This is a genomic window from Silanimonas sp., from assembly GCF_027531545.1.
In the GTDB taxonomy this organism is placed as follows: Bacteria; Pseudomonadota; Gammaproteobacteria; order Xanthomonadales; family Xanthomonadaceae; genus Silanimonas.
This window is the reverse complement of the sequence record NZ_JAPZSC010000001.1, coordinates 228,021-248,604: the sequence shown is the minus strand read 5'-3', so window position 1 is coordinate 248,604 and position 20,584 is coordinate 228,021. Positions and strand designations below refer to the sequence as shown.

The window sequence follows — 20,584 nt, the reverse complement described above, 5'->3', positions numbered from 1 at the left end:
CCGATGGCCAGCGCGTCCGCCGCACCGCCTTCGCAACATGTGCCGGTGCTCTGGGCGCCGGTGCTGGACGGCCTCGCCGTCAAGCCGGCGGGCACCTACCTCGATGGCACCTTCGGCCGCGGTGGCCACGCGCGCGGCGTGCTGGCCCAACTCGGGCCGGAAGGGCGCCTGCTGGTGATGGACAAGGATCCCGAGGCGATCCGTGTCGCCAACGCCCTGGCCGCCGATGACGCGCGCGTCCGCGTGCGGCAGGCGAGTTTCGCCAGCTTGGGCGAGTGGGCCGAAACCGCCGGCGGCCTCGATGGCGTGCTGTTCGACCTCGGTGTCTCGTCGCCGCAGCTCGACGAAGCCGCGCGCGGCTTCAGCTTCCGCAACGACGGCCCGCTCGACATGCGCATGGACCCGACGCAGGGCATGAGCGCGGCCGAGTTCGTCAACACGGCCGACGAGGCCGAGATCGCCCGCGTGCTCTGGGTTCACGGCGAGGAACGCCAGAGCCGCCGCATCGCCAAGGCCATCGTCGCGCGCCGCGCGGAGCGCGCGTTCGAGCGCACCGGGGACCTCGCCGACGTCATCGCCAAGCTGCTCGGCCGCGGCGACGGCAAGACGCACCCGGCCACGCGCAGCTTCCAGGCCATCCGCATCCACGTGAACGCCGAGCTCGACGACCTCGTCGCCGGGCTCGAAGCCGCGGAGCGGGCGCTGAAGGTGGGTGGCCGCCTCGCGGTCATCAGCTTCCACTCGCTGGAAGACCGCATCACGAAGCAGTTCATCAACGAGCGTGCGAAGGCGCCGCCGTCGAACCGTCGTGCTGTGGTCGAAGTGGCGTTCACGCCGCGCTTGCGCGATCTATCGGGCGCGATCAAGGCCGACGAGGCCGAGCTGGCCGCGAATCCGCGCGCGCGCAGCGCGGTGCTGCGGGTGGCCGAGAAGCTCGCGGCGCCGGGGGTGGCGGCATGAGCCTGCGCGCGTTCGTGCTGCTCCTGCTGCTCGGCTTGGTCGCCACCAGCGCGATCGCCGTCGTGCTCACGCGCCACCAGCACCGCGAGGCCTTCATCGCGCTGTCGAAGGCCGAGAACGAGCGCGATGAGCTGAACATCGAGTTCGGCCGGCTGCAGATCGAGCAGGCCACCTGGTCCGAGACGAACCGCGTCGAGCAGATCGCGACGTCCAAGCTCGGCATGAAGTTCCCGGAAGGCGCGGACGTGGTGGTGGTGCTGCCATGAGCCCGCGCGTGAAGCCCAACACCTTCGACCCGCGCGGGCGCCTGCTGTTCCTTGCCGCGGTGCTGGGCGCCTGCGGCTTCGCCATCGCGGCCCGCGCCGCTTGGCTGCAGCTGCTGAGCCCGGAGTTCTACCAGCAGCAGGGCGATGCCCGCTTCGTGCGCGACGTGCCGATCATGGCCTCGCGCGGCAGCATCCTCGACCGCAGCGGCGAAACGCTGGCTGCGTCGTCGCCCGTCGCCTCGGTGTGGGCGAACCCGAAGGAGACGCTGCAACACACGGAACGGCTGGGCGACCTCGCGAAGGCGCTTGGCCTGCCGCGCCGCGAGCTGGCCCGTCGCCTCGGCGAGCGCGCCGACCGCGAATTCGTCTACCTGCGCCGTCACATGAATCCGGATGCCGCAGCGGCCGTCGTGGCGCTGGGGATTCCCGGCGTGCACGAGCAGCGCGAGTTCCGCCGCTTCTACCCGCATGGCGAAGTGCTGGCGCACGTGCTGGGCACCACCAATATCGACGACCGCGGGCAGGAAGGCCTCGAGCTCGCCTTCGACCCGTGGCTCACCGGCAGGCCGGGCAGCAAGCGGGTGATCCGCAACCGGCAGGGGCAGGTCATCGACGACGTCGATCTGCTGCGCCCCGCCGAGCCGGGCCGCGACCTCGTGCTGTCGATCGACCGCCGCGTGCAGTACCTCGCCTACCGCGAACTGAAGGCCGCGCTTGCCTTGCACGGCGCGCAGAGCGGCTCGGTGGTGGTGCTCGACATCCCGACCGGCGAGGTGATCGCCATGGTCAACCAGCCGAGCTACAACCCGAACGCGCGCGCGCCGGGGCAGGAATCGGCGCGCCGCAACCGTGCGGTGACCGACCTCGTCGAGCCCGGTTCGGTCATCAAGGCCTTCACCGTCGCCGCGGCGATGGAGAACGGCGCCGATCCGACGCGCCAGATCGACACCAATCCCGGCCTCTTCCCGCTGCACAACCACACCATTCGCGACGTGCGCAATTTCGGCATGGTCGACATGGCCCGGCTCCTGCAGAAGAGTTCGAACATCGCCTCCACCAAGCTGGCGCTGGAGATGAGCAACGAGCACTTCTACGACGTGCTCAACCGCTTCGGTTTCGCCCAGACGACCAACAGCGGCTTCCCCGGCGAGGCAGGCGGCCGGCTGGAGGCGCCCTCCGGCTGGGGCGAGGTGGAGAAGGCCACCATTTCCTACGGTTACGGCATCTCGGTGACGCCGCTCCAGGTGGCGCAGGGCTATGCCGCGCTCGGCAACGGCGGCCGCCTGCTGGCGCCAACCTTCGTGCGTGGCGGCAACGTCGCGCAGGGCAACGGCCGGCAGGTGATCGACCCGCAGATCGCGCGCAGCGTCGTCGGAATGCTCGAAACCGTGGTGGCGCCCGGCGGCACCGCGACGACCGCCGCTGTCGCCGGCTACCGCGTGGCCGGCAAGTCCGGCACCACGCGCCGCTCGGTGGCCGGTGGTTACGAGAAGCGCTACGTGTCGATGTTCGCCGGCATCGTGCCGGTGCGGCAGCCGCGCTTCGCCATGGTGGTCGCCATCCACGACCCGAGCGCTGGCGCCTACTACGGCGGTGCCGTGGCGGCCCCGGTGTTCCACAGCGTGATGGATGGCGCGCTGCGACTGATGGACGTGCCGCCGGACAACGTGCGCGGCTGGTTCGCGACCGCCCCTGAAGCCGCCGCCACGGAAATCGGCACCGACGGTCTCGTGCCGCTCGACGCACCGGCCACCGCCGAACCGGCCGCGGGGGTGCAGCCGTGAGCGCGCTTCGCCTCGCCGACCTGCTGGCCGGGCTCGTCGACGTCCCGGCCGCCCTGGACGTGGTCGTGCCGAGGCTGGTCGCGGACAGCCGTCGTGTCGTCGAAGGTGATGTTTTCGTCGCCCTCTCCGGTGCGAGCACGCACGGATTGCGCCATGCGGCCGACGTGCTGGCGAAGGGTGCCGTCGCGATCCTCCACGACGGTGAGGCGCCGGCCGACGTGGTGCTGGATGACGCCGTCGCGGCCCGCGCCATTGCGGTTCCCGGCCTCCGCGCTGCGCTGGGCGGGCTGGCCGACCGCGTCGCCGGTTCGCCTTCGGCCGAACTTCGCGTGGTCGGCGTGACCGGCACGAACGGCAAGACGTCGACCGTGCAGCTGATCGCGCAGGCCTTGGAACGCCTCGGCACGCCCGCTGGCACCATCGGCACGCTGGGTGCCGGGCGCGTTGGCCGCATCGTCGAAGGCGAGCGCACCACGCCCGACGTGCTCAGCGTCCATGGCCTGCTGGCCCAGCTCCGCGACGACGGTGCGCGCGCCGTGGCCCTGGAAGTGAGTTCGCACGCGCTGGACCAGGGGCGCGTCGATGGCGTGCGCTTCGAGGTGGCGGTTTTCTCGAACCTCACCCGCGACCACCTCGACTACCACGGCACGATGGACGCCTACGGCGCGGCCAAGGCCAAGCTGTTCGCGTGGCCGACGCTTGAAGGTGCAGTGGTCAACATCGACGACGCCTTTGGCCGCTCGCTGGCCGCATTCGTGCCCGAGACGATCCGCTGGTCGGTCTCGGCGAGCGGCGATGCCGACGCGCGCCTGCGCGCCGAGCGCCTCGCCCTGACCGCCGACGGCTTGCGTTTCGACCTCGTCGAGGGCATCGCCCGCGCCACGATCGCCTCGCCGCTGCTCGGGCGCTTCAACGCCGACAATCTCCTCGCCGTCGCCGGTGCGCTGCGCGCCCTCGGCGTCACCTTCGAAGCGGTCGCGACGGTGCTGCCGACGCTCGAACCCGTGCACGGGCGCATGACCCGTCTCGGCGGTGGCGCGAAGCCGTTGGTGGTGGTCGATTACGCGCACACGCCGGATGCGCTGCAGCAGGCCCTCGTGTCGCTTCGCGGCCACGTGCACGGCGCGCTGGCCTGTGTGTTCGGCTGCGGTGGCGAACGCGACCGCGGCAAGCGCCCGCAGATGGCCGCCATCGCGGAGGCCCACGCCGACCGCGTGACCGTCACCGACGACAACCCGCGGGGCGAGGATGGCGATGCCATCGTCGCCGACATCCTCGCCGGCTTCCGTGAACCGGCCCGCCACGCCGTGGTGCGCGACCGCCGCGCCGCGATCCGCGCCGCGGTCACCACGGCGCGCCCGGGCGACGTGGTACTGCTGGCCGGCAAGGGCCACGAGCCCTACCAGGAGATCGCCGGCGTGAAGCACGCCTTCGACGACGTGGCCGAAGCCCGTGCCGCGCTGGAGGCCTGCGCATGAGGCCGATCGCGCTCTCCGACGTCGCCCGCTGGACCGAGGGCCGGCTCATCGGCGCCGACACGACCGTCGCGGCCATCTCGACCGACACCCGCGCCATCGCGCCGGGCGCGCTGTTCGTCGCGCTGCGCGGCGAGCGCTTCGATGCGCATGATTTCGTCGCCCAGGCCGAAGCCGCAGGCGCCGCTGCCGTGATGGTGAGCCGCCCGGTCGAGACGGCGCTGCCGCAGGTGCACGTCGCCGATACCGAAGAGGCGCTGGGTGAACTCGCCGCCGGCCTGCAGCAGGGCCGCCCGGCCGTCGTGCTGGCGCTCACGGGCAGCAATGGCAAGACCTCGGTGAAGACGCTGCTGCACGGCATCCTCGCCCGCGCCGGCCGCGCCCACGTGAACCCGGGCAACCTCAACAACGAGATCGGCCTGCCGCTCGCCGTGATCGGTGCACCGGAAGACGCGCAGTTCGCGGTCTATGAAATGGGTGCGGGCAAGCCGGGCGATATCGCCTACCTGTGCAGCATCGCGGCGCCGAACGTGGCGCTGGTGAACAACATCGCCGCCGCGCACATCGAGCGCCTCGGCAGCCTGCACGGCATCGCCGAGACCAAAGGCGCGATCTACGAAGCCCTGCCGGACGACGGCATCGCCGTGGTCAACGCCGACGACGCCTTCGCGCCCTACTTCATGCAGCGCATCGGCCGCCGCCGCGTGCTGCGTTACGGCATGGAGAACGACGCCGACGTGCGCGCTCGCGATGTCCGCCTCGAATCCACGGGCAGCCGTTTCGTCCTCGCCACGCCGGCGGGCCGGGCGGACATCCAACTGCCCCTGCCGGGCCGCCACGCGGTGGCGAATGCGCTCGCCGCGACGGCCATGGCGCTGGCCGCCGGGGCCGGCTTCGACGCGATCGTCGCCGGGCTTCAGGGTGCCGAGCCGGTGAAGGGCCGCCAGGTCGCGCACGCGCTGGCGAACGGCAACGTGCTCGTCGATGACAGCTACAACGCGAACCCGGGCTCGCTCGCCGCGGCCATCGCCACGTTGGCCGGCGCCGGCGAGGCCTGGCTGGTGCTGGGCGACATGCGCGAGCTGGGGCCCGAGGGTCCCGCGCTGCATGCCGAAGCCGGTCGACAGGCCCGCGCCGCGGGCCTGAAGCGCGTGTGGACGATCGGCGCGCTCGCCGCCGAGACCAGCCGCGCCTTCGGCGACGGCGGTCGGCATTTCGATTCGCGCGATTCGCTGGTGCAGGCGCTCCGCGAGGCCTTGGCTGGCGCGGCCGGCGTGCGCTGCCTGGTGAAGGGTTCGCGCGGTAGCGCGATGGACGTGGTGGTGGCCGGGGTCCTGGCCAGGGAGGGCGCCGATGCTGCTTGAGTTGCTCCGTTGGCTGTTCCCCGGGTTCGGCCTGTTCGAATTCATCACCATGCGCGCGATCGTTGGCGCCGGCACCGCGCTGGCCCTGTCGCTGTGGATGGGGCCGTTCGTCATCGAGCGCCTGCGCGCCCTGAAGAGCGGCGGCCAGCCCATCCGCACCGATGGCCCGCAGAGCCACTTCAGCAAGGCGGGCACGCCGACGATGGGTGGCGCACTCATCCTGCTGGCCGTGACCCTGTCCACGCTGCTGTGGTCCGACCTGTCGAACCGCTACGTCTGGATCGCGCTGGCCGTGATGCTGTCGTTCGCGCTGATCGGCTGGCTCGATGACTGGATCAAGATCGTCCGCCGCGACCCGAACGGCCTGAAGTCGCGCCACAAGTACGCGCTGCAGTCGGTGTTCGGACTGATCGCCGCCGTCGTGCTCTACGCGACGGCCGACCATCCCTCGAACACCACGCTCTACCTGCCGCTGCTGAAGAACTTCGCGCTGCCGCTGGGCGCGATGTTCATCGTCGTCGCCTATTTCTGGATCGTCGGCTTCTCGAACGCGGTGAACCTCACCGACGGCCTCGACGGCCTGGCGATCATGCCGGTCGTGCTGACGGCCGGCGTGCTCGCCGTGTTCGCCTACGCCTCGGGCAATGCGGTGTTCGCCGAGTACCTCGGCATGCCGCGCATCCCCGGCGCCGGCGAGCTGGCCATCCTGTGCGCGGCCATCGGCGGCGCGGGCCTCGGCTTCCTGTGGTTCAACACCTATCCCGCCATGGTGTTCATGGGCGACGTCGGTGCGCTCGCCCTCGGTGCCACGCTGGGCTGCATCGCCATCATCGTCCGGCAGGAAATCGTCCTGGTGATCGTCGGCGGCATCTTCGTCATCGAGACGCTTTCGGTGATGGCGCAGGTCGCCTCGTTCAAGCTCACCGGGCGGCGCATCTTCCGCATGGCGCCGATCCACCACCACTTCGAGCTCAAGGGCTGGCCGGAACCGCGCGTGATCGTGCGCTTCTGGATCATCTCCGTGATGCTCGCCCTCGTCGCGCTGGCGACGTTGAAGGTGCGCTGATGACGCTGGCCAAGCCCATCGACGTCCCGGCCCAGGCCACGCGCCTCGACGCCATCGAGGGCCGTTACGACCGCTGGCTGCTCGGCGCCATCCTGTCGCTGGTGGTGGTCGGCATCGTCATGGTGACTTCGGCCTCGCTCGGCCTCGCCGACGTCATGGGGGTCGGCGAGTTCTACTTCGTGCAGCGCCATCTGTTCGCCCTGGCCCTCGGCGGAACGCTGGCTTGGGTGGCGATGAACCTCGAGCTGAAGACGGTCGAGCGCTACCAGGGCCTGGCCTTGCTGGCCTGTTTCGCCGCGCTGCTGCTGGTGTTCATCCCTGGCTTCGGCGTGCGCGTGAACGGCGCGCGCCGCTGGCTGAATTTCGTCGTGTTGAATTTCCAGGCCGTCGAGGCGGTGAAGCTGCTCCTGATCATCTGGACGGCCAGCTACCTCGCGCGACGCAAGGACGAGATCGCCGCGCACTGGCCCAGCCTGATCAAGCCGCTCGGCATCGTCGGCCTGCTGGTGCTGCTGCTGCTGGCGCAGCCGGACTTCGGCTCTTCGGCACTGCTCCTCGCCATCGTCGGCGGCATGATCTTCCTCGGCGGCGCCCCGATCGGGAAGCTGATGCTGCTGGGCGCTCCGGTGGTCGTGCTGTTCGTCGGCATCGCCGTGCTCGAACCCTACCGCCTGGCGCGCATCACCAGCTTCCGCGAGCCGTTCGAGGATCCGTTCGGTGGCGGCTACCAACTGGTGCAAGCGTTGATCGCCATCGGTCGTGGCGGCTTCGATGGCGTCGGCCTCGGCGCGTCGGTGCAGAAGCTGCAAGCCTTCCCCGAGGTGCATACCGACTTCATCTTCTCGGTGCTGGCCGAAGAGCTCGGCTTCCTCGGCGTCTGCGCGGTGCTGGCGCTTTACGCCGTTCTGCTGTGGCGCGCGTTCTCGGTGGGCCTTCGCTGCATGGCGCTGCGACGCCAGTTCGCTGGCCTCGTCGCCTTTGGCATCGGCTTGTCGATCGGCATCCAGGCGACCGTGTCGATCGGCGTGAACCTCGGCCTGCTGCCGACCAAGGGCCTGACGCTGCCGCTGATCAGCTCCGGCGGCTCGAGCGTGATGATGACCTGCGCGATGCTCGGCGTGCTGCTGCGCGTCAGCTACGAGCTCGACCGCTCCGAGCGCCAGGTGCAGCGTGCGCGTGGCGAGTTGCGCGGCATCGACGAGCCTGGCGACACCGTCCTGCCGGCCGCTCTCGTCGCGGCGCAGGCCGTGGCGGCGAGTGCGAAGCCCGCGCCAATGGCTGCCGCTCGCGGCACCACGCGCATCGAGCCCGTGATCGGGGGGCCGCGATGAGCGCACCGCGCTTCACGGTCATGGCTGGCGGCACCGGCGGCCACATCTTCCCGGCGCTCGCTGTCGCGCGAGTGCTGCGCGAGCGCGGCGCCGACGTGCGCTGGATGGGTTCGGCCGGCGGCATGGAGGAGCGCCTCGTGCCGCAGGGCGGTTTCGCGATCGATGCCATCCGGATTGGCGCGCTGCGCGGCAAGGGCCCGCTCGCCGCGCTCGCCGCGCCGCTCAACGTGACGCGCGCGGTGCTGCAGGCGCGGGCACTGCTGAAAGCCCAACAGCCGCAGGCGGTGCTGGCCTTCGGCGGTTTCGCCAGCGGCCCCGGCGGCTTGGCAGCGCGCACGCTCGGCCTGCCCTTGATCGTGCACGAACAGAACCGAGCGCCGGGCCTCACCAATCGCGTTCTCGCGCGTTTCGCCCGCAAGGTGCTCACGGGCTTCCCGGGCGCTTTCCCGCCCCCGGCCGAAGCTGTTGGCAACCCGGTGCGCGAGGCGATCGCCGCGCTGCCCGATCCGGTGCGCCGCCTGCAGGGCCGCAGTGGTCCCATCCGCATCCTCGTCCTCGGCGGCAGCCAGGGCGCGCGTGGCTTGAACCTCGCGGTGCCGAAGGCCTTGGCGGGCTGGATGAACCTCGAGATCCGCCACCAGTGCGGCGAGAAGCTGGTCGACGAAGCGCGCGCGGCCTACGCCGTGTCGAAGCTGCAGGCGCGCATCGAGCCCTTCATCACCGACATGGCCGATGCCTACGGCTGGGCGGATCTCGTGATCAGCCGCGCGGGCGCCTCGACGCTGGCCGAACTCTGCGCCGCTGGCGTCGCCAGCGTGCTGGTGCCGTTCCCCGGTGCCGTCGACGACCACCAGGCGCGCAACGCCGAGTACCTCGCCGAAGGCGGCGCGGCACGGTGGTTGCGCCAGACCGACACGCTGGCGGCGGACCTCGCCGACCTCCTGAAACCCCTGCTTGGCGACCGTCGCCGCCTGCTCGACATGGCCCGCGCCGCGCGCGATCTGGCCTTGCCGGGCGCGGCCGAGCGCGTCGCCGACATCGCCTACGAGGAAGCCCACGCATGATGCGCGGACGCCTGAAACACCCCGGTGACCTTTCGCGCGTGTTCAATCGCGTGCACTTCGTCGGTATCGGCGGCGTGGGCATGAGCGGCATCGCCGAAGTGATGCTCACGCTCGGCTACGCCGTCTCCGGCTCCGATGCCGCCGACAACGCCACCACGCAGCGTCTGGCGAAGCTCGGCGCCGCCATCCACCGTGGCCACCGCGCCGAGCATGTCGGCGACGTCGACGCGCTCGTCGTATCGAGCGCCATCAAGGCCGACAACCCGGAGCTGATCGAAGCCCGCGCCCGCCGCATCCCGGTGGTGCCGCGCGCCGAGATGCTGGCCGAGCTGATGCGCTTCAAGCGCGGCATCGCGATCGCCGGCACGCACGGCAAGACCACGACCACCTCGCTGGTGGCCAGCGTGCTCAGCGAGGGTGGGCTCGACCCGACCTTCGTCATCGGCGGCAAGCTGCTCTCCGCCGGCGCCAACGCGCGCCTCGGTGGCAGCGAATGGCTGGTGGCCGAGGCCGACGAGAGCGACGGCAGCTTCCTGCGCCTGAATCCGCTGGTGGCCGTCGTCACCAACATCGATGCCGACCACCTCGAGAACTACGGTGGCGATTTCGAGCGCGTGAAGCAGGCCTTCGATGAATTCCTGCACCGCCTGCCGTTCTACGGGCTCGCCGTGCTGTGCATCGATGATCCCGAAGTGGCGATGCTCGCCACCCGCACCCCGCGCCACGTGCTGCGCTACGGCTTCGCCCAGAGCGCCGACGTGCGCGCCAGCGAGGTCTCGCAGCAGGGCCAGCAGATGCACTTCCTGCTGCACCTCCCGGGCGAGGCGCCGGTGCCGATGGCGCTGAACCTGCCGGGCCGCCACAACGTGCAGAACGCGCTGGCCGCCGCCGCCATCGGCTGGCAGCTCGGCGTTCCCGCCGAAGCCATCGCCCGTGCGCTCTCCGCGTTCGAAGGCGTGGGCCGTCGCTTCAATCTCAAGGGCGAGATGGCCCTGCCGAACGGCGGCAGTGCGCTGCTTGTCGATGATTACGGCCACCATCCGGCCGAGCTTGCGGCGGTGTTCGCTGCCGCGCGCGGCGGCTGGCCGAATCGCCGCCTCGTGGCCTGCTTCCAGCCGCACCGTTACAGCCGCACGCGCGATCTGTTCGACGATTTCGCCAAGGTGCTCAGTGACGTCGACGGCCTCGTGCTCTGCGACGTCTATCCAGCCGGTGAAGCGCCGATCGCCAACGCCGACGCCAAGTCGCTGGCCCGCGCCATCCGCACCCGCGGCCGCGTCGACCCGGTGCTCGCGGGCACCGCGAAGGAACTGCCGGCGATGCTCGGCGACGTGCTGCAGCCGAACGACCTGGTGATCCTGCTCGGCGCCGGCGACATCGGCGCCGTGGCCCAGCAGCTGGCCGACCGCGGCTTGCCGGAGCGGAGCGCATGAGCCTCGACGACGCCAGCCGCGCCGCCGTCGACGCCCTGAAGGCGAGCGTTGCTGCGCTCGCCCCGCAGGCGTTCGGTCGCGTCGCGGTGCTGATGGGCGGCGAGTCCGCGGAGCGCGAGGTCTCGCTGAACTCCGGCGCCAACGTGCTGGCCGCCCTGCAGGCGCGCGGTGTCGATGCCCATGGCGTCGACGGTCTTGGCGCGTTGCTGGCCGCCCTCGGCCGCGGCGAGCGCTTCGATCGCGTGTTCAACATCCTCCACGGCGGCGCCGGCGAGAACGGCGTGCTTCAGGGCGCCCTCGACGCCCTCGGCCTGCCGTACACCGGTCCCGGCGTGCTGGGCAGCGCGCTCACCATGGACAAGATCCGCACCAAGCAGGTGTGGATGGCCGAAGGCCTTCCCACCGCGGGCTTCGTCCGCATCGCGCCGGGCGCCGACCTCGCCGCCGCGGTGCGTTCGCTGGGCCTGCCGGTGTTCGTGAAGCCCTCGACGGAAGGCTCGAGCGTCGGCGTCTTCCGCATCGCCAGCGAGTCCGACCTCGCCCCGGCCATTGCCTTCGCCGCCACCTATCCCGGCGAGCTGCTGGCCGAGCAGATGATCACCGGCGGCGAGTTCACCGTGGGCATCCTCGGTGGCGTCGCGCTGCCGTCGGTGCGGATCGTCCCGCCGGGCGAGTGGTACGACTACCACGCCAAGTACATCAGCGACGACACGCAGTACCACTGCCCCGGCCTCGAAGGCGACGACGAGGCGGCAATCCGTACGCTGGCCCTCGCCGGCTTCCGCGCCGCAGGCTGCACGGGTTGGGGCCGCGTCGACGTGATGCGCCATGCCGATGGCCGCTTCCTGCTGATGGAAGTGAACACTGCGCCGGGCATGACCAGCCATTCGCTGGTGCCGAAGGCCGCGCGCGAAGTCGGCATCGGCTTCGAGGACCTCTGCCTCGCCATCCTCGCCCAGACCCTGGAGGCCGGCCGCGCATGACCCGCGTTTGGCGACTGCTGGGCTGGACCTTCGCGCTGCTGCTGCTGGCGATGCCAGTGGTGGCCGTCGTGAACGGTTGGATCGGCGCCGAGCGTTGGCCGATCCGCACGCTCGCCCTGCAGGCCCCGCTGAAGCTGGTCGACGAGGCCACGCTGCGCTCGACCATCGCGCCGATGGCGCAGGGCGGCTTCTTCGCCGTCGATCCGGTGGCCATCCGCCAGTCGGTCGCCGCGCTCCCGTGGGTCGATGCCGTCGATGTCCGCAAGCGCTGGCCGGACCGCCTCGAAGTGCGGCTCACCGAGCTTCGCCCCTACGCGCATTGGGGCGAGGATCGCCTGCTGTCCGACGACGGCCGACTGTTCGTCCTTCCGCCCGGCCTCGCCACGCCGCTGCCGCGCTTCGACGCCGCCGACGGTCGCGTCGCCGAGGTCATCGCCTTCCACCGCGAGGCGCGGCCCGTGCTGGTGCGCGTGGGCAGCGACATCCGCGAACTGCGGCTGTCCGCGCGCGGCGGCTGGTCGCTCACCACCGTGGACGGCCTGGAGGTCGAACTCGGACGCAACGACGCCCTGCCGCGCCTCTCGCGCTTCGCCCGCCTGCTGCCGACGCTGGGCCGCGATCCCGCCGGCCGCGTGCTGGAGCGCGCCGACCTCCGCTACACCAATGGCTTCGCCCTGACCTGGGGTGAACCCGCCGCGGCCCCCACCGCGCCTTCTGCATCGAGCAACGCATGAACCGCAAGAGCGACAAGTCCCTCATCGTCGGCCTCGACATCGGCACCTCCAAGGTGACGGCGTTGGTTGGTGAATACGCCCCGGACCAGCCGATCGAAGTGATCGGCATCGGCTCGCACGAATCGCGCGGCATGCGCCGCGGCGTCGTCGTGGACATCGAATCCACGGTGCAGTCGATCCAGCGCGCCATCGAGGAAGCCGACGTGATGGCCGGCTGCGAGATCCGCTCGGTCTACGCCTCGATCGCCGGCAGCCACATCCAGTGCCGCAATTCCAACGGCGTGGTGCCGATCGCCTCGGGCGAGGTCAGCTACGCCGACCTCGATCGCGTGCTGGAAGCGGCCCGCGCCGTCGCCGTGCCGGCGGACCAGCGCATCCTCCACGCCATCCCGCAGGAATACATCGTCGACGGTTCGCAGGAAGGCATCCGCAACCCGGTGGGCATGTCGGGCGTCCGCCTTGAAGTGCGTGCGCACCTGATCACCGGCGCCACCGCCGCGGCCGCCAACATCAGCAAGTGCATCCAGCGCTGCGGCCTCTCGGTCGACGACCTCATCCTGTCCTCGCTGGCCTCCAGCACCGCCGTGCTCACCGCCGACGAGAAAGAGCTCGGTGTGGTGCTGGTGGACATCGGCGCCGGCACCACCGACATCAATGTGTTCGTGCAGGGCGCCATCCGCCATTCGGCCTGCCTGCCGATCGCCGGCGACCAGATCACCAACGACATCGCCCACCTGCTGCGCACCCCGACGCCCGAAGCCGAGCAGATCAAGGTCCGCTACGCCTGCGCGCTGGCCCAGCTCGCCGGCCGCGAGGAGACCATCCAGGTGCCGAGCGTCGGCGACCGCGCCCCGCGTCGCCTCGCCCGCCAGGCGCTCGCCGAGGCCGTGCAGAACCGCTACGAGGAGATCTTCGAGATGGTGCAGGCGGAACTCCGCCGCGCCGGCTACGAGGAGCTGGTGCGCGCCGGCATGGTGCTCACCGGCGGCAGCGCCCGCATGGAGGGCGTGGTCGAGCTGGCCGAGGAGATGCTGCACATGCCCGTGCGCGTCGGCATCCCCCAGCACGTCACCGGCCTCGGCGAAGTCATCAACAACCCGGTCCACGCCACCGGCGTGGGCCTGCTGCTCTGGGGGCGTTCGCTCGAAGCGGGCCCCCGCCCCAGCCTCAACGCCGGCAAGGCCGGCGTCGCTTTCACGCGTTTCCGGAACTGGTTCCGGGGCGCGTTTTGACCGTCGGCCCCCCGACGTTTTCCCACCGAAGAAGAAACACCCCGAGACGAGAGGACGAGACCATGGCGCAGTTTGAACTCATCGAGAAGTTGGCTCCGAACGCAGTGATCAAGGTCATCGGCGTGGGCGGCGGCGGCGGCAACGCCGTGGCGCACATGGTCAATGCCAACGTGGACGGCGTGGAATTCGTCGTCGCCAACACCGATTCGCAGGCGATCAAGAACGTCGGCGCGAAGCTGCACCTGCAGCTCGGCGCCAACGTGACCAAGGGCCTCGGCGCCGGCGCGAACCCGGAAGTCGGCCGCCAGGCCGCGCTGGAAGACCGCGAGCGCATCATGAATGCCCTCGAGGGCGCGGACATGGTGTTCATCACCGCCGGCATGGGTGGTGGCACCGGTACGGGCGCCGCGCCGGTCGTGGCTCAGCTCGCCAAGGAGATGGGCATCCTCACCGTTGCCGTCATCACCAAGCCCTTCCCGTTCGAAGGCCGTCGCCGCATGCAGGTGGCGCTGAAGGGCATCGAGGAACTGGCCAGCCACTGCGACTCGCTGATCACCATCCCGAACGAGAAGCTGATCACCGTGCTAGGCCGCGACGCCACCATGGTGCAGGCCTTCCGCGCCGCCAACGACGTGCTGCTCGGCGCCGTGCAGGGCATCGCCGACCTGATCGTCCGTCCGGGCCTGATCAACGTCGACTTCGCCGACGTCCGCACCGTGATGAGCGAAATGGGCCTCGCCATGATGGGCACCGGCACCGCCCGTGGCGACGACCGCGCGCAGGCTGCCGCCGAGGCCGCCATCAGCAACCCGCTGCTCGACGAGGTCAACCTCGCCGGCGCCTGCGGCGTGCTGGTCAACATCACCGCCGGCCCGAACTTCACCATGCGCGAGTTCGACGAAGTCGGCCGCACCATCGAGGAGTTCGCTTCGGAAGACGCCACCGTCGTGCTCGGCACGGTGCTCGACCCCGACATGCAGGACGACGTCCGCGTCACCGTGGTGGCCACCGGCCTCAACCGCGGCGTCCAAGCCGGCCGCCTGCCGAACCGCGACACCCACCGCGAGATGGCCCGCGCCGTCGAGCGCGAAGTGGCCCGCCCGAAGGTGCAGCTGATCCGCAACGGCAGCACCGGCCTGGCCGAGTACGCCGACGCCGTGGCCCCGGCCGCGAGCGGCCGTGACAGCGGCAGCTTCGCGGGTGGCCTGCGCGGCCGCTCGGCGGACGTGGCCGGCCCGACGGCCCTCTCCGACCTGCCGGCCGACCAGGCCTACCTGGACATCCCGGCCTTCCTGCGCCGCCAGGCCGACTGAAACCCGGTCCCGGCCGCAGTAGACGGAGCCGGAGGGCTCCGGGCCGGGGACTGCTCGTCTCAGTCGCCGGCTGGACAACAGGCGGGCAGGGGGCTGCCCGCTCTGTTGCAGATTTGACATGGAGAAGTTCAGTTTTTTGAGGTTTCGTTAAAGCAGGGGCGTGCTAATGTGCGCGCCCTACCGTGTCAACCCCCTCGGGGATCCTGACGATATGTTCAAGCAGCGCACCCTCAAGAACGTCATCCGCGCCACCGGCGTCGGCCTGCACAGCGGCGAGAAGGTCTACATGACCCTGCGCCCGGCGGCCGTCGACACCGGCATCGTGTTCCGCCGCGTTGATTTCGACCAGCCGGTCGAGATCCAGGCGACGGCGCTGGCCGTGGGCGACACGTCGCTGTGCACCGCGCTGGTCAAGGACCAGGTCCGCGTCATGACGATCGAGCATCTGCTCTCGGCCATGGCCGGCCTCGGCATCGACAACGCCTACGTCGACCTCTCCACGGCCGAAGTGCCGATCATGGACGGCTCGGCCGGTCCCTTCGTGTTCCTGCTGCAGTCGGCGGGCATCGAAGAGCAGAACGCCGCCAAGCGCTTCATCCGCATCAAGAAGCCGATCCTCGTCGAGGACGGCGACAAGTGGGCCCGCTTCGAGCCGTTCGAGGGCTTCAAGGTCGGCTTCACCATCGATTTCCAGCACCCGGCCTTCCGTCGCTCGACCTCGAGCGCCGAGATCGATTTCTCGACGACCTCCTTCGTCAAGGAAGTCAGCCGCGCCCGCACCTTCGGCTTCATGCGCGACATCGAGTACCTGCGCGAGCGCAACCTGGCGCTGGGCGGCTCGATGGACAACGCCATCGTGCTCGACGACTACCGCGTGCTCAACGACGACGGCCTCCGCTACGAGGACGAGTTCGTGAAGCACAAGATCCTCGACGCGATCGGCGACCTGTACCTGCTGGGCCACAGCCTGATCGGCGCGTTCTACGGCCACAAGTCGGGCCACGCCCTCAACAACCGCCTGCTGCGCACCCTGCTGGCCGACAAGGCGGCCTGGGAAGAGGTGACCTTCAGCGATCCGGCGAAGTCGCCGATCTCCTACGCGAGCCCGGCCGCGGCGGTCTGATCGCCTCGTCCATCGACGGCGGTGGTGCGCAAAGCGTGCTGCCCGTCACAAAGTGCCATGAGGCCCGTCGGTGACCCCGGCGGGCTTCGTCGTTCCGGGGCCCGCTTCACCGTTTGTTAGCGGCTTTTTAACGACCCGTCCGTAGACTCCGGGTTCCCGACCGCGAGGCCGGGGCCCCGGCCGCTCGCGGCCAGGCGCAGGAGCTGGGCCTTGAGATCGGGGTCCGCAACGGATTGGGCGGCAGCTTCGAGCGTGGCTCGGGCTTTCGCCGAGAGCGGTGCTCCCGGGCGTTCCGGCAACGGCGCGTCAGGTGGCACCACCTTGAGGGTCACCGACCGGGCTTCGATGCCGGCCGCGTCGGCCGCCGCCAGCAACAGGGCGGTGTCCATGCGCAGCCGGGCCTTCCAGGCCGGGGAGGGGACCACCACCACCATGGTTCCGCGGTCGACGTTCGCCAGGCGCACCTGCCCGGCCAGCGCCGGCGGCAGATGGCGGCGGAAGCGCTGGTCGGCGGCGTCCAACCACTGGGCGCGGGCGATCACCGAGGCGAGGTCGCCTTCCGCGATCCACTGGCCAGCAGGCCGGGGGGCGCTGGGGGCACCGGAAGCCCGTTCCGCCGTGTTGCGAGATTTGGATCGAAGCATGCTCAACATCATCGTCGTTTCCCGCAGCCTGCGCGCGCCCTGGTCCTTCAGCCTGGAGTCCCGGCGGAACCGTTGGGTGCTCGCGGGTGGCGCCACGGCCCTCGTCGCGTCCATCGCGCTGGTGGGTGCGGGCATCGGCCACTGGTTGGCGGGCACCGATGCGGCCCTCGAGCCGCTGCGTGCCGAGGTGCAGGCGAGCCGCGCCGCCGTCGACGACGCGCGCGAAGCCGCGCAGCGCGACGTCAATGCGATGGCCGCCAAGCTCGGCGAGCTGCAAGCGCAGGCCAACCGCCTCAATGCCCTCGGCCACCGCCTCACGGCCATGGGCCAGCTCAAGGACGGCGAATTCGACTTCAGTGAGCGCCCGGCGATGGGCGGCCCAGAGAACCCGGGCCAGCCGCAGGACGTGGCCGTGGTGCTCGGTTCGGTGGAATCCCAGTTCGCCCAGGCCGAGAAGCAGCTCGACGTGCTCGGCGCCCTGCTCGAAGGCCAGGAACTGGCCGAGGCCTCGCGCCCGAGCCGCGCCCCGGCGCCTGGCTACATCTCCTCGGGCTTCGGCACCCGCGCCGACCCGTTCACCGGCGGCCGCGACCACCACCTCGGCGTCGATTTCGACGCCAACTTCGGCGATCCGGTGAAGGCGGCAGGCAACGGAATCGTCAGCTTCGCCGGCTGGAAGACCGGCTACGGCAACACCGTCATCGTCGACCATGGCGACGGCTACCAGACGCTTTACGGCCACAACCAGCGCAACCTCGTGCGGGTCGGTGATGTGGTCCGCGCGGGCCAGGAAGTGGCGAAGGTCGGTTCGACCGGTCGCTCCACCGGCGCCCACCTGCACTTCGAAGTGCACGTCAACGGCCGCCCGGTGAATCCGATGGCCTACCTGGAGCGTATCCGCGGCTGATGCCGCGCCGCGGCGGGCCCCCGGCTCCCGCTTGATATCGGCCTCCCCCGCCACCAGCTAGAATACGCGGCTGCCCTCCGGCGGCCGTTTCCGTTTAGCGCGGCCTCCGGCGCGCCCCCATTCCGCAAAGACCCGTCCATGCTCAATCGTCTCCTCACCGCCCTTTTCGGCAGCCGCAACGAGCGTCTGGTCCGCCAGCTCTCGAAATCCGTCGCCAAGGTCAACGCGCTCGAAGCCGGGCTCAAGGACCTCGATGACGCCGCGCTGCAGGCCAAGACGGCCGAGCTCAAGGCCCGCGTGGCGAATGGCGAGACGCTCGACGCGCTGCTGCCCGAAGCCTTCGCCGTCTGCCGCGAAGGCGCCAAGCGCTCGCTCGGCATGCGCCACTACGACGTGCAGCTGATCGGCGGCATGGTGCTGCACAGCGGCAAGATCGCCGAGATGCGCACCGGCGAAGGCAAGACGCTGATGGCGACGCTGCCGGTCTACCTCAACGCGCTGTCCGGCAAGGGCGTGCACGTCGTCACGGTCAACGACTACCTCGCGCGCCGCGACGCCGCGTGGATGGGCAAGCTCTACAACTTCCTCGGCCTCTCGGTGGGCGTCGTCTACCCGGGCATGCCGATGGGCGACAAGAAGGCCGCCTACGCCGCCGACATCACCTACGGCACCAACAACGAGTTCGGCTTCGACTACCTGCGCGACAACATGGCGTTGCGCAAGGAAGACCGCCACCAGCGCGGCCTGAACTTCGCCATCGTCGACGAAGTGGACTCGATCCTCATCGACGAGGCGCGCACGCCGCTGATCATCTCCGGCCCCGGCGATGAATCGCCGGAGCTGTACGTGAAGGTCAACAAGCTGGTGCCGCAGCTGCGCCGCCAGGCCGACGAGAACGCCGACGGTGACTACTGGGTCGACGAGAAGGGCAAGCAGGTGCACCTGTCGGAAGGCGGCATGGAGCACGCCGAGGCGCTGCTGCGCGCCGCCGGCATCCTGCAGGGCGAGGACAGCCTGTACGCCGGCCACAACATCGCCGTCGTGCACCACATGAACCAGGCGCTGCGCGCCCACGCGATCTACCAGCGCGACGTGGACTACATCGTCCGCAATGGCGAAGTGGTCATCGTCGACGAGTTCACCGGCCGCACGCTGTCCGGCCGTCGCTGGTCGGATGGCCTGCACCAGGCGATCGAAGCCAAGGAGAACGTGCCGATCCAGCGCGAGAACCAGACGCTGGCCTCGATCACCTTCCAGAACTACTTCCGCATGTACGGCAAGCTGGCCGGCATGACCGGCACCGCCGACACCGAGGCCTTCGAGTTCAACTCGATCTACAACCTCGAGGTGGCGGTGATCCCCACGCACCGCCCGATGATCCGCAAGGACATGCCGGACCTTGTGTTCCTCAACCGCAACGGCAAGTACCTCGCGGTGATCGAAGACATCAAGGAGCGCAATGCCAAGGGCCAGCCGGTGCTGGTGGGCACCACGTCGATCGAGACCTCGGAGCTCATCAGCGAGCAGTTGAGGGCCGCGGGCATCGTGCACGAAGTGCTGAACGCCAAGCAGCACGAGCGCGAAGCGCACATCGTCGCGCAGGCAGGCAAGCCGGGCGCCGTCACCATCGCCACCAACATGGCCGGCCGCGGTACCGACATCGTGCTCGGCGGCAGCCTCGAGTCGGAACTGCACGCCGCGGGAGAGATCGACGAGGTCGCCAAGGCGCGCATCAAGGCCGAGTGGCAGGTCCGCCACGACGAGGTCAAGGCCGCCGGCGGCCTGCACATCATCGGCACCGAGCGTCACGAGAGCCGCCGCATCGACAACCAGCTCCGCGGCCGTTCCGGCCGCCAGGGCGATCCGGGCTCCTCGCGCTTCTACCTGTCGCTCGAAGACAACCTGATGCGCATCTTCGCCAGCGACTGGGTGCAGAAGGCCATGCAGCGCATGGGCATGCAGGAGAACGAAGCCATCGAGAGCGGCCTCGTCACGCGCCAGATCGAGAACGCGCAGCGCAAGGTCGAAGCGCACAACTTCGACATCCGCAAGAACCTGCTCGACTTCGACGACGTCGCCAACGACCAGCGAAAGGTCGTGTACGAGCAGCGCAACGAGTTGCTCGACCAGGGCGAGATCCACGAGACGATCGGCGCCATCCGCGACGACGTTCTGGCCTCGCACACCCGCAAGTACGTCCCCGCGCAGTCCATCGACGAGCAGTGGGACCTGCCGGCGCTCGAGAACAGCCTGCGCGACGAGTTCGGCGTCCAGGTCGACGTGCGCGGCGCGATCACCGCCGGCGCCGAACTTGACGACGAGGGCATCCTCGCGAAGGTCGTCGAGGCCGGCCGCGCCCACTTCGCCGGCAAGGAATCGCAGCTCGGGCCGGAGCTGATGCGCCAGCTCGAAAGCCAGGTGATGCTCTCGATGCTCGACCAGAACTGGAAGGAGCACCTCGCGCGCATGGATTACCTGCGACAGGGCATCCACCTGCGCAGCTACGCGCAGAAGCAGCCGAAGCAGGAGTACAAGCGCGAGGCGTTCGAGCTCTTCGAGGAGATGCTCGACAAGGTGAAGCGCGACATCGTGACGCTGCTCGCCCGCGTGCGCATCCGCACCGAGGAGGAGGTCGCCGCGATGGAGGCCGAGGACCGCCGTCGTGCCGAGGCGCAGGCCCGCGCGATGCAGTTCCAGCACCCGGAAACGGGCAGCTATGGTGCCGACGAGGAAGCGGCCGACGTGCTCGAGGAGCAGCAGCGCCTCGCCCGCATCGCCGCCGCCTCGGGCGCCGGCGCCGGTGCCGCCGGCATGGCCATCGGCCGCAACGACCCGTGCCCCTGCGGCTCGGGGCGCAAGTACAAGCACTGCCACGGGCAGGCCTGAGCGCGGCCCGTCGCCCGGC

The 20,584-nt window shown here is 70.3% G+C and carries 17 protein-coding genes; 16 read left to right on the top strand and 1 reads right to left on the bottom strand.

Translation table 11 applies throughout. From position 1 onward, the window contains the following. The first annotated feature begins 3 nt into the window (after positions 1-3). The 14 genes from rsmH (at position 4) to lpxC (ending at position 16,128) form a co-directional block, all read left to right on the top strand. A complete protein-coding gene (gene rsmH / locus O9280_RS01050) occupies positions 4-960 on the top strand; it encodes a 16S rRNA (cytosine(1402)-N(4))-methyltransferase RsmH (RefSeq protein ID WP_298337739.1) in 957 nt (318 codons plus the stop codon). 2 nt (positions 961-962) lie between these two features. Continuing rightward, positions 963-1,226: a cell division protein FtsL gene (gene ftsL, locus O9280_RS01045; protein WP_298338357.1), complete on the top strand. Its 264-nt coding sequence runs from the start codon at positions 963-965 to the stop codon at positions 1,224-1,226. Continuing rightward, on the top strand, positions 1,223-3,010 hold the full coding sequence (locus O9280_RS01040; RefSeq protein WP_298337736.1) for a penicillin-binding protein 2: 1,788 nt from the start codon (positions 1,223-1,225) through the stop codon (positions 3,008-3,010). The genes ftsL and O9280_RS01040 overlap by 4 nt, the downstream gene beginning before the upstream one ends. After that, the gene (locus O9280_RS01035) at positions 3,007-4,488 is read left to right on the top strand and encodes a UDP-N-acetylmuramoyl-L-alanyl-D-glutamate--2,6-diaminopimelate ligase (RefSeq protein ID WP_298337733.1); all 1,482 of its coding nucleotides are present in this window, start codon (positions 3,007-3,009) and stop codon (positions 4,486-4,488) included. Before O9280_RS01040 ends, O9280_RS01035 begins: the two co-directional genes overlap by 4 nt. Beyond that, on the top strand, positions 4,479-5,849 hold the full coding sequence (gene murF / locus O9280_RS01030) for a UDP-N-acetylmuramoyl-tripeptide--D-alanyl-D-alanine ligase (RefSeq protein WP_298338355.1): 1,371 nt from the start codon (positions 4,479-4,481) through the stop codon (positions 5,847-5,849). Before O9280_RS01035 ends, murF begins: the two co-directional genes overlap by 10 nt. Next, the gene (mraY, locus tag O9280_RS01025) at positions 5,839-6,915 is read left to right on the top strand and encodes a phospho-N-acetylmuramoyl-pentapeptide-transferase (RefSeq protein WP_298337731.1); all 1,077 of its coding nucleotides are present in this window, start codon (positions 5,839-5,841) and stop codon (positions 6,913-6,915) included. Before murF ends, mraY begins: the two co-directional genes overlap by 11 nt. Continuing rightward, a complete protein-coding gene (ftsW, locus tag O9280_RS01020) occupies positions 6,915-8,246 on the top strand; it encodes a putative lipid II flippase FtsW (protein WP_298337728.1) in 1,332 nt (443 codons plus the stop codon). The genes mraY and ftsW overlap by 1 nt, the downstream gene beginning before the upstream one ends. After that, on the top strand, positions 8,243-9,310 hold the full coding sequence (murG, locus tag O9280_RS01015) for an undecaprenyldiphospho-muramoylpentapeptide beta-N-acetylglucosaminyltransferase (RefSeq protein ID WP_298337725.1): 1,068 nt from the start codon (positions 8,243-8,245) through the stop codon (positions 9,308-9,310). The genes ftsW and murG overlap by 4 nt, the downstream gene beginning before the upstream one ends. Continuing rightward, positions 9,310-10,743 (top strand): UDP-N-acetylmuramate--L-alanine ligase, encoded by a 1,434-nt coding sequence (gene murC, locus O9280_RS01010; RefSeq protein ID WP_298338353.1) that lies wholly within the window; start codon positions 9,310-9,312, stop codon positions 10,741-10,743. The genes murG and murC overlap by 1 nt, the downstream gene beginning before the upstream one ends. Further along, on the top strand, positions 10,740-11,726 hold the full coding sequence (locus tag O9280_RS01005; protein ID WP_298337721.1) for a D-alanine--D-alanine ligase: 987 nt from the start codon (positions 10,740-10,742) through the stop codon (positions 11,724-11,726). Before murC ends, O9280_RS01005 begins: the two co-directional genes overlap by 4 nt. Continuing rightward, a complete protein-coding gene (locus O9280_RS01000) occupies positions 11,723-12,460 on the top strand; it encodes a cell division protein FtsQ/DivIB (RefSeq protein ID WP_298337718.1) in 738 nt (245 codons plus the stop codon). The genes O9280_RS01005 and O9280_RS01000 overlap by 4 nt, the downstream gene beginning before the upstream one ends. Continuing rightward, positions 12,457-13,692, top strand: coding sequence for a cell division protein FtsA (gene ftsA, locus O9280_RS00995; RefSeq protein WP_297865751.1), 1,236 nt, complete (start codon positions 12,457-12,459; stop codon positions 13,690-13,692). Before O9280_RS01000 ends, ftsA begins: the two co-directional genes overlap by 4 nt. A gap of 62 nt (positions 13,693-13,754) precedes the next feature. Beyond that, positions 13,755-15,005 (top strand): cell division protein FtsZ, encoded by a 1,251-nt coding sequence (gene ftsZ / locus O9280_RS00990; protein ID WP_298337713.1) that lies wholly within the window; start codon positions 13,755-13,757, stop codon positions 15,003-15,005. A 211-nt stretch (positions 15,006-15,216) separates the two neighbouring features. After that, on the top strand, positions 15,217-16,128 hold the full coding sequence (gene lpxC, locus O9280_RS00985) for a UDP-3-O-acyl-N-acetylglucosamine deacetylase (protein WP_298337710.1): 912 nt from the start codon (positions 15,217-15,219) through the stop codon (positions 16,126-16,128). A gap of 116 nt (positions 16,129-16,244) precedes the next feature. Here lpxC and O9280_RS00980 read toward each other — a convergent pair whose 3' ends face one another. Beyond that, on the bottom strand, positions 16,245-16,772 hold the full coding sequence (locus O9280_RS00980; protein ID WP_298337706.1) for a DciA family protein: 528 nt from the start codon (positions 16,770-16,772) through the stop codon (positions 16,245-16,247). On the opposite strand from O9280_RS00980, the gene O9280_RS00975 reads away from it, so the two are divergent. Further along, positions 16,771-17,679 (top strand): M23 family metallopeptidase, encoded by a 909-nt coding sequence (locus tag O9280_RS00975; protein ID WP_298337702.1) that lies wholly within the window; start codon positions 16,771-16,773, stop codon positions 17,677-17,679. The genes O9280_RS00980 and O9280_RS00975 overlap by 2 nt on opposite strands. Before the next feature lie 138 nt (positions 17,680-17,817). After that, positions 17,818-20,565, top strand: a complete 2,748-nt coding sequence (gene secA / locus O9280_RS00970; protein ID WP_298337700.1) for a preprotein translocase subunit SecA — start codon at positions 17,818-17,820, stop codon at positions 20,563-20,565. Positions 20,566-20,584: the final 19 nt, after the last annotated feature.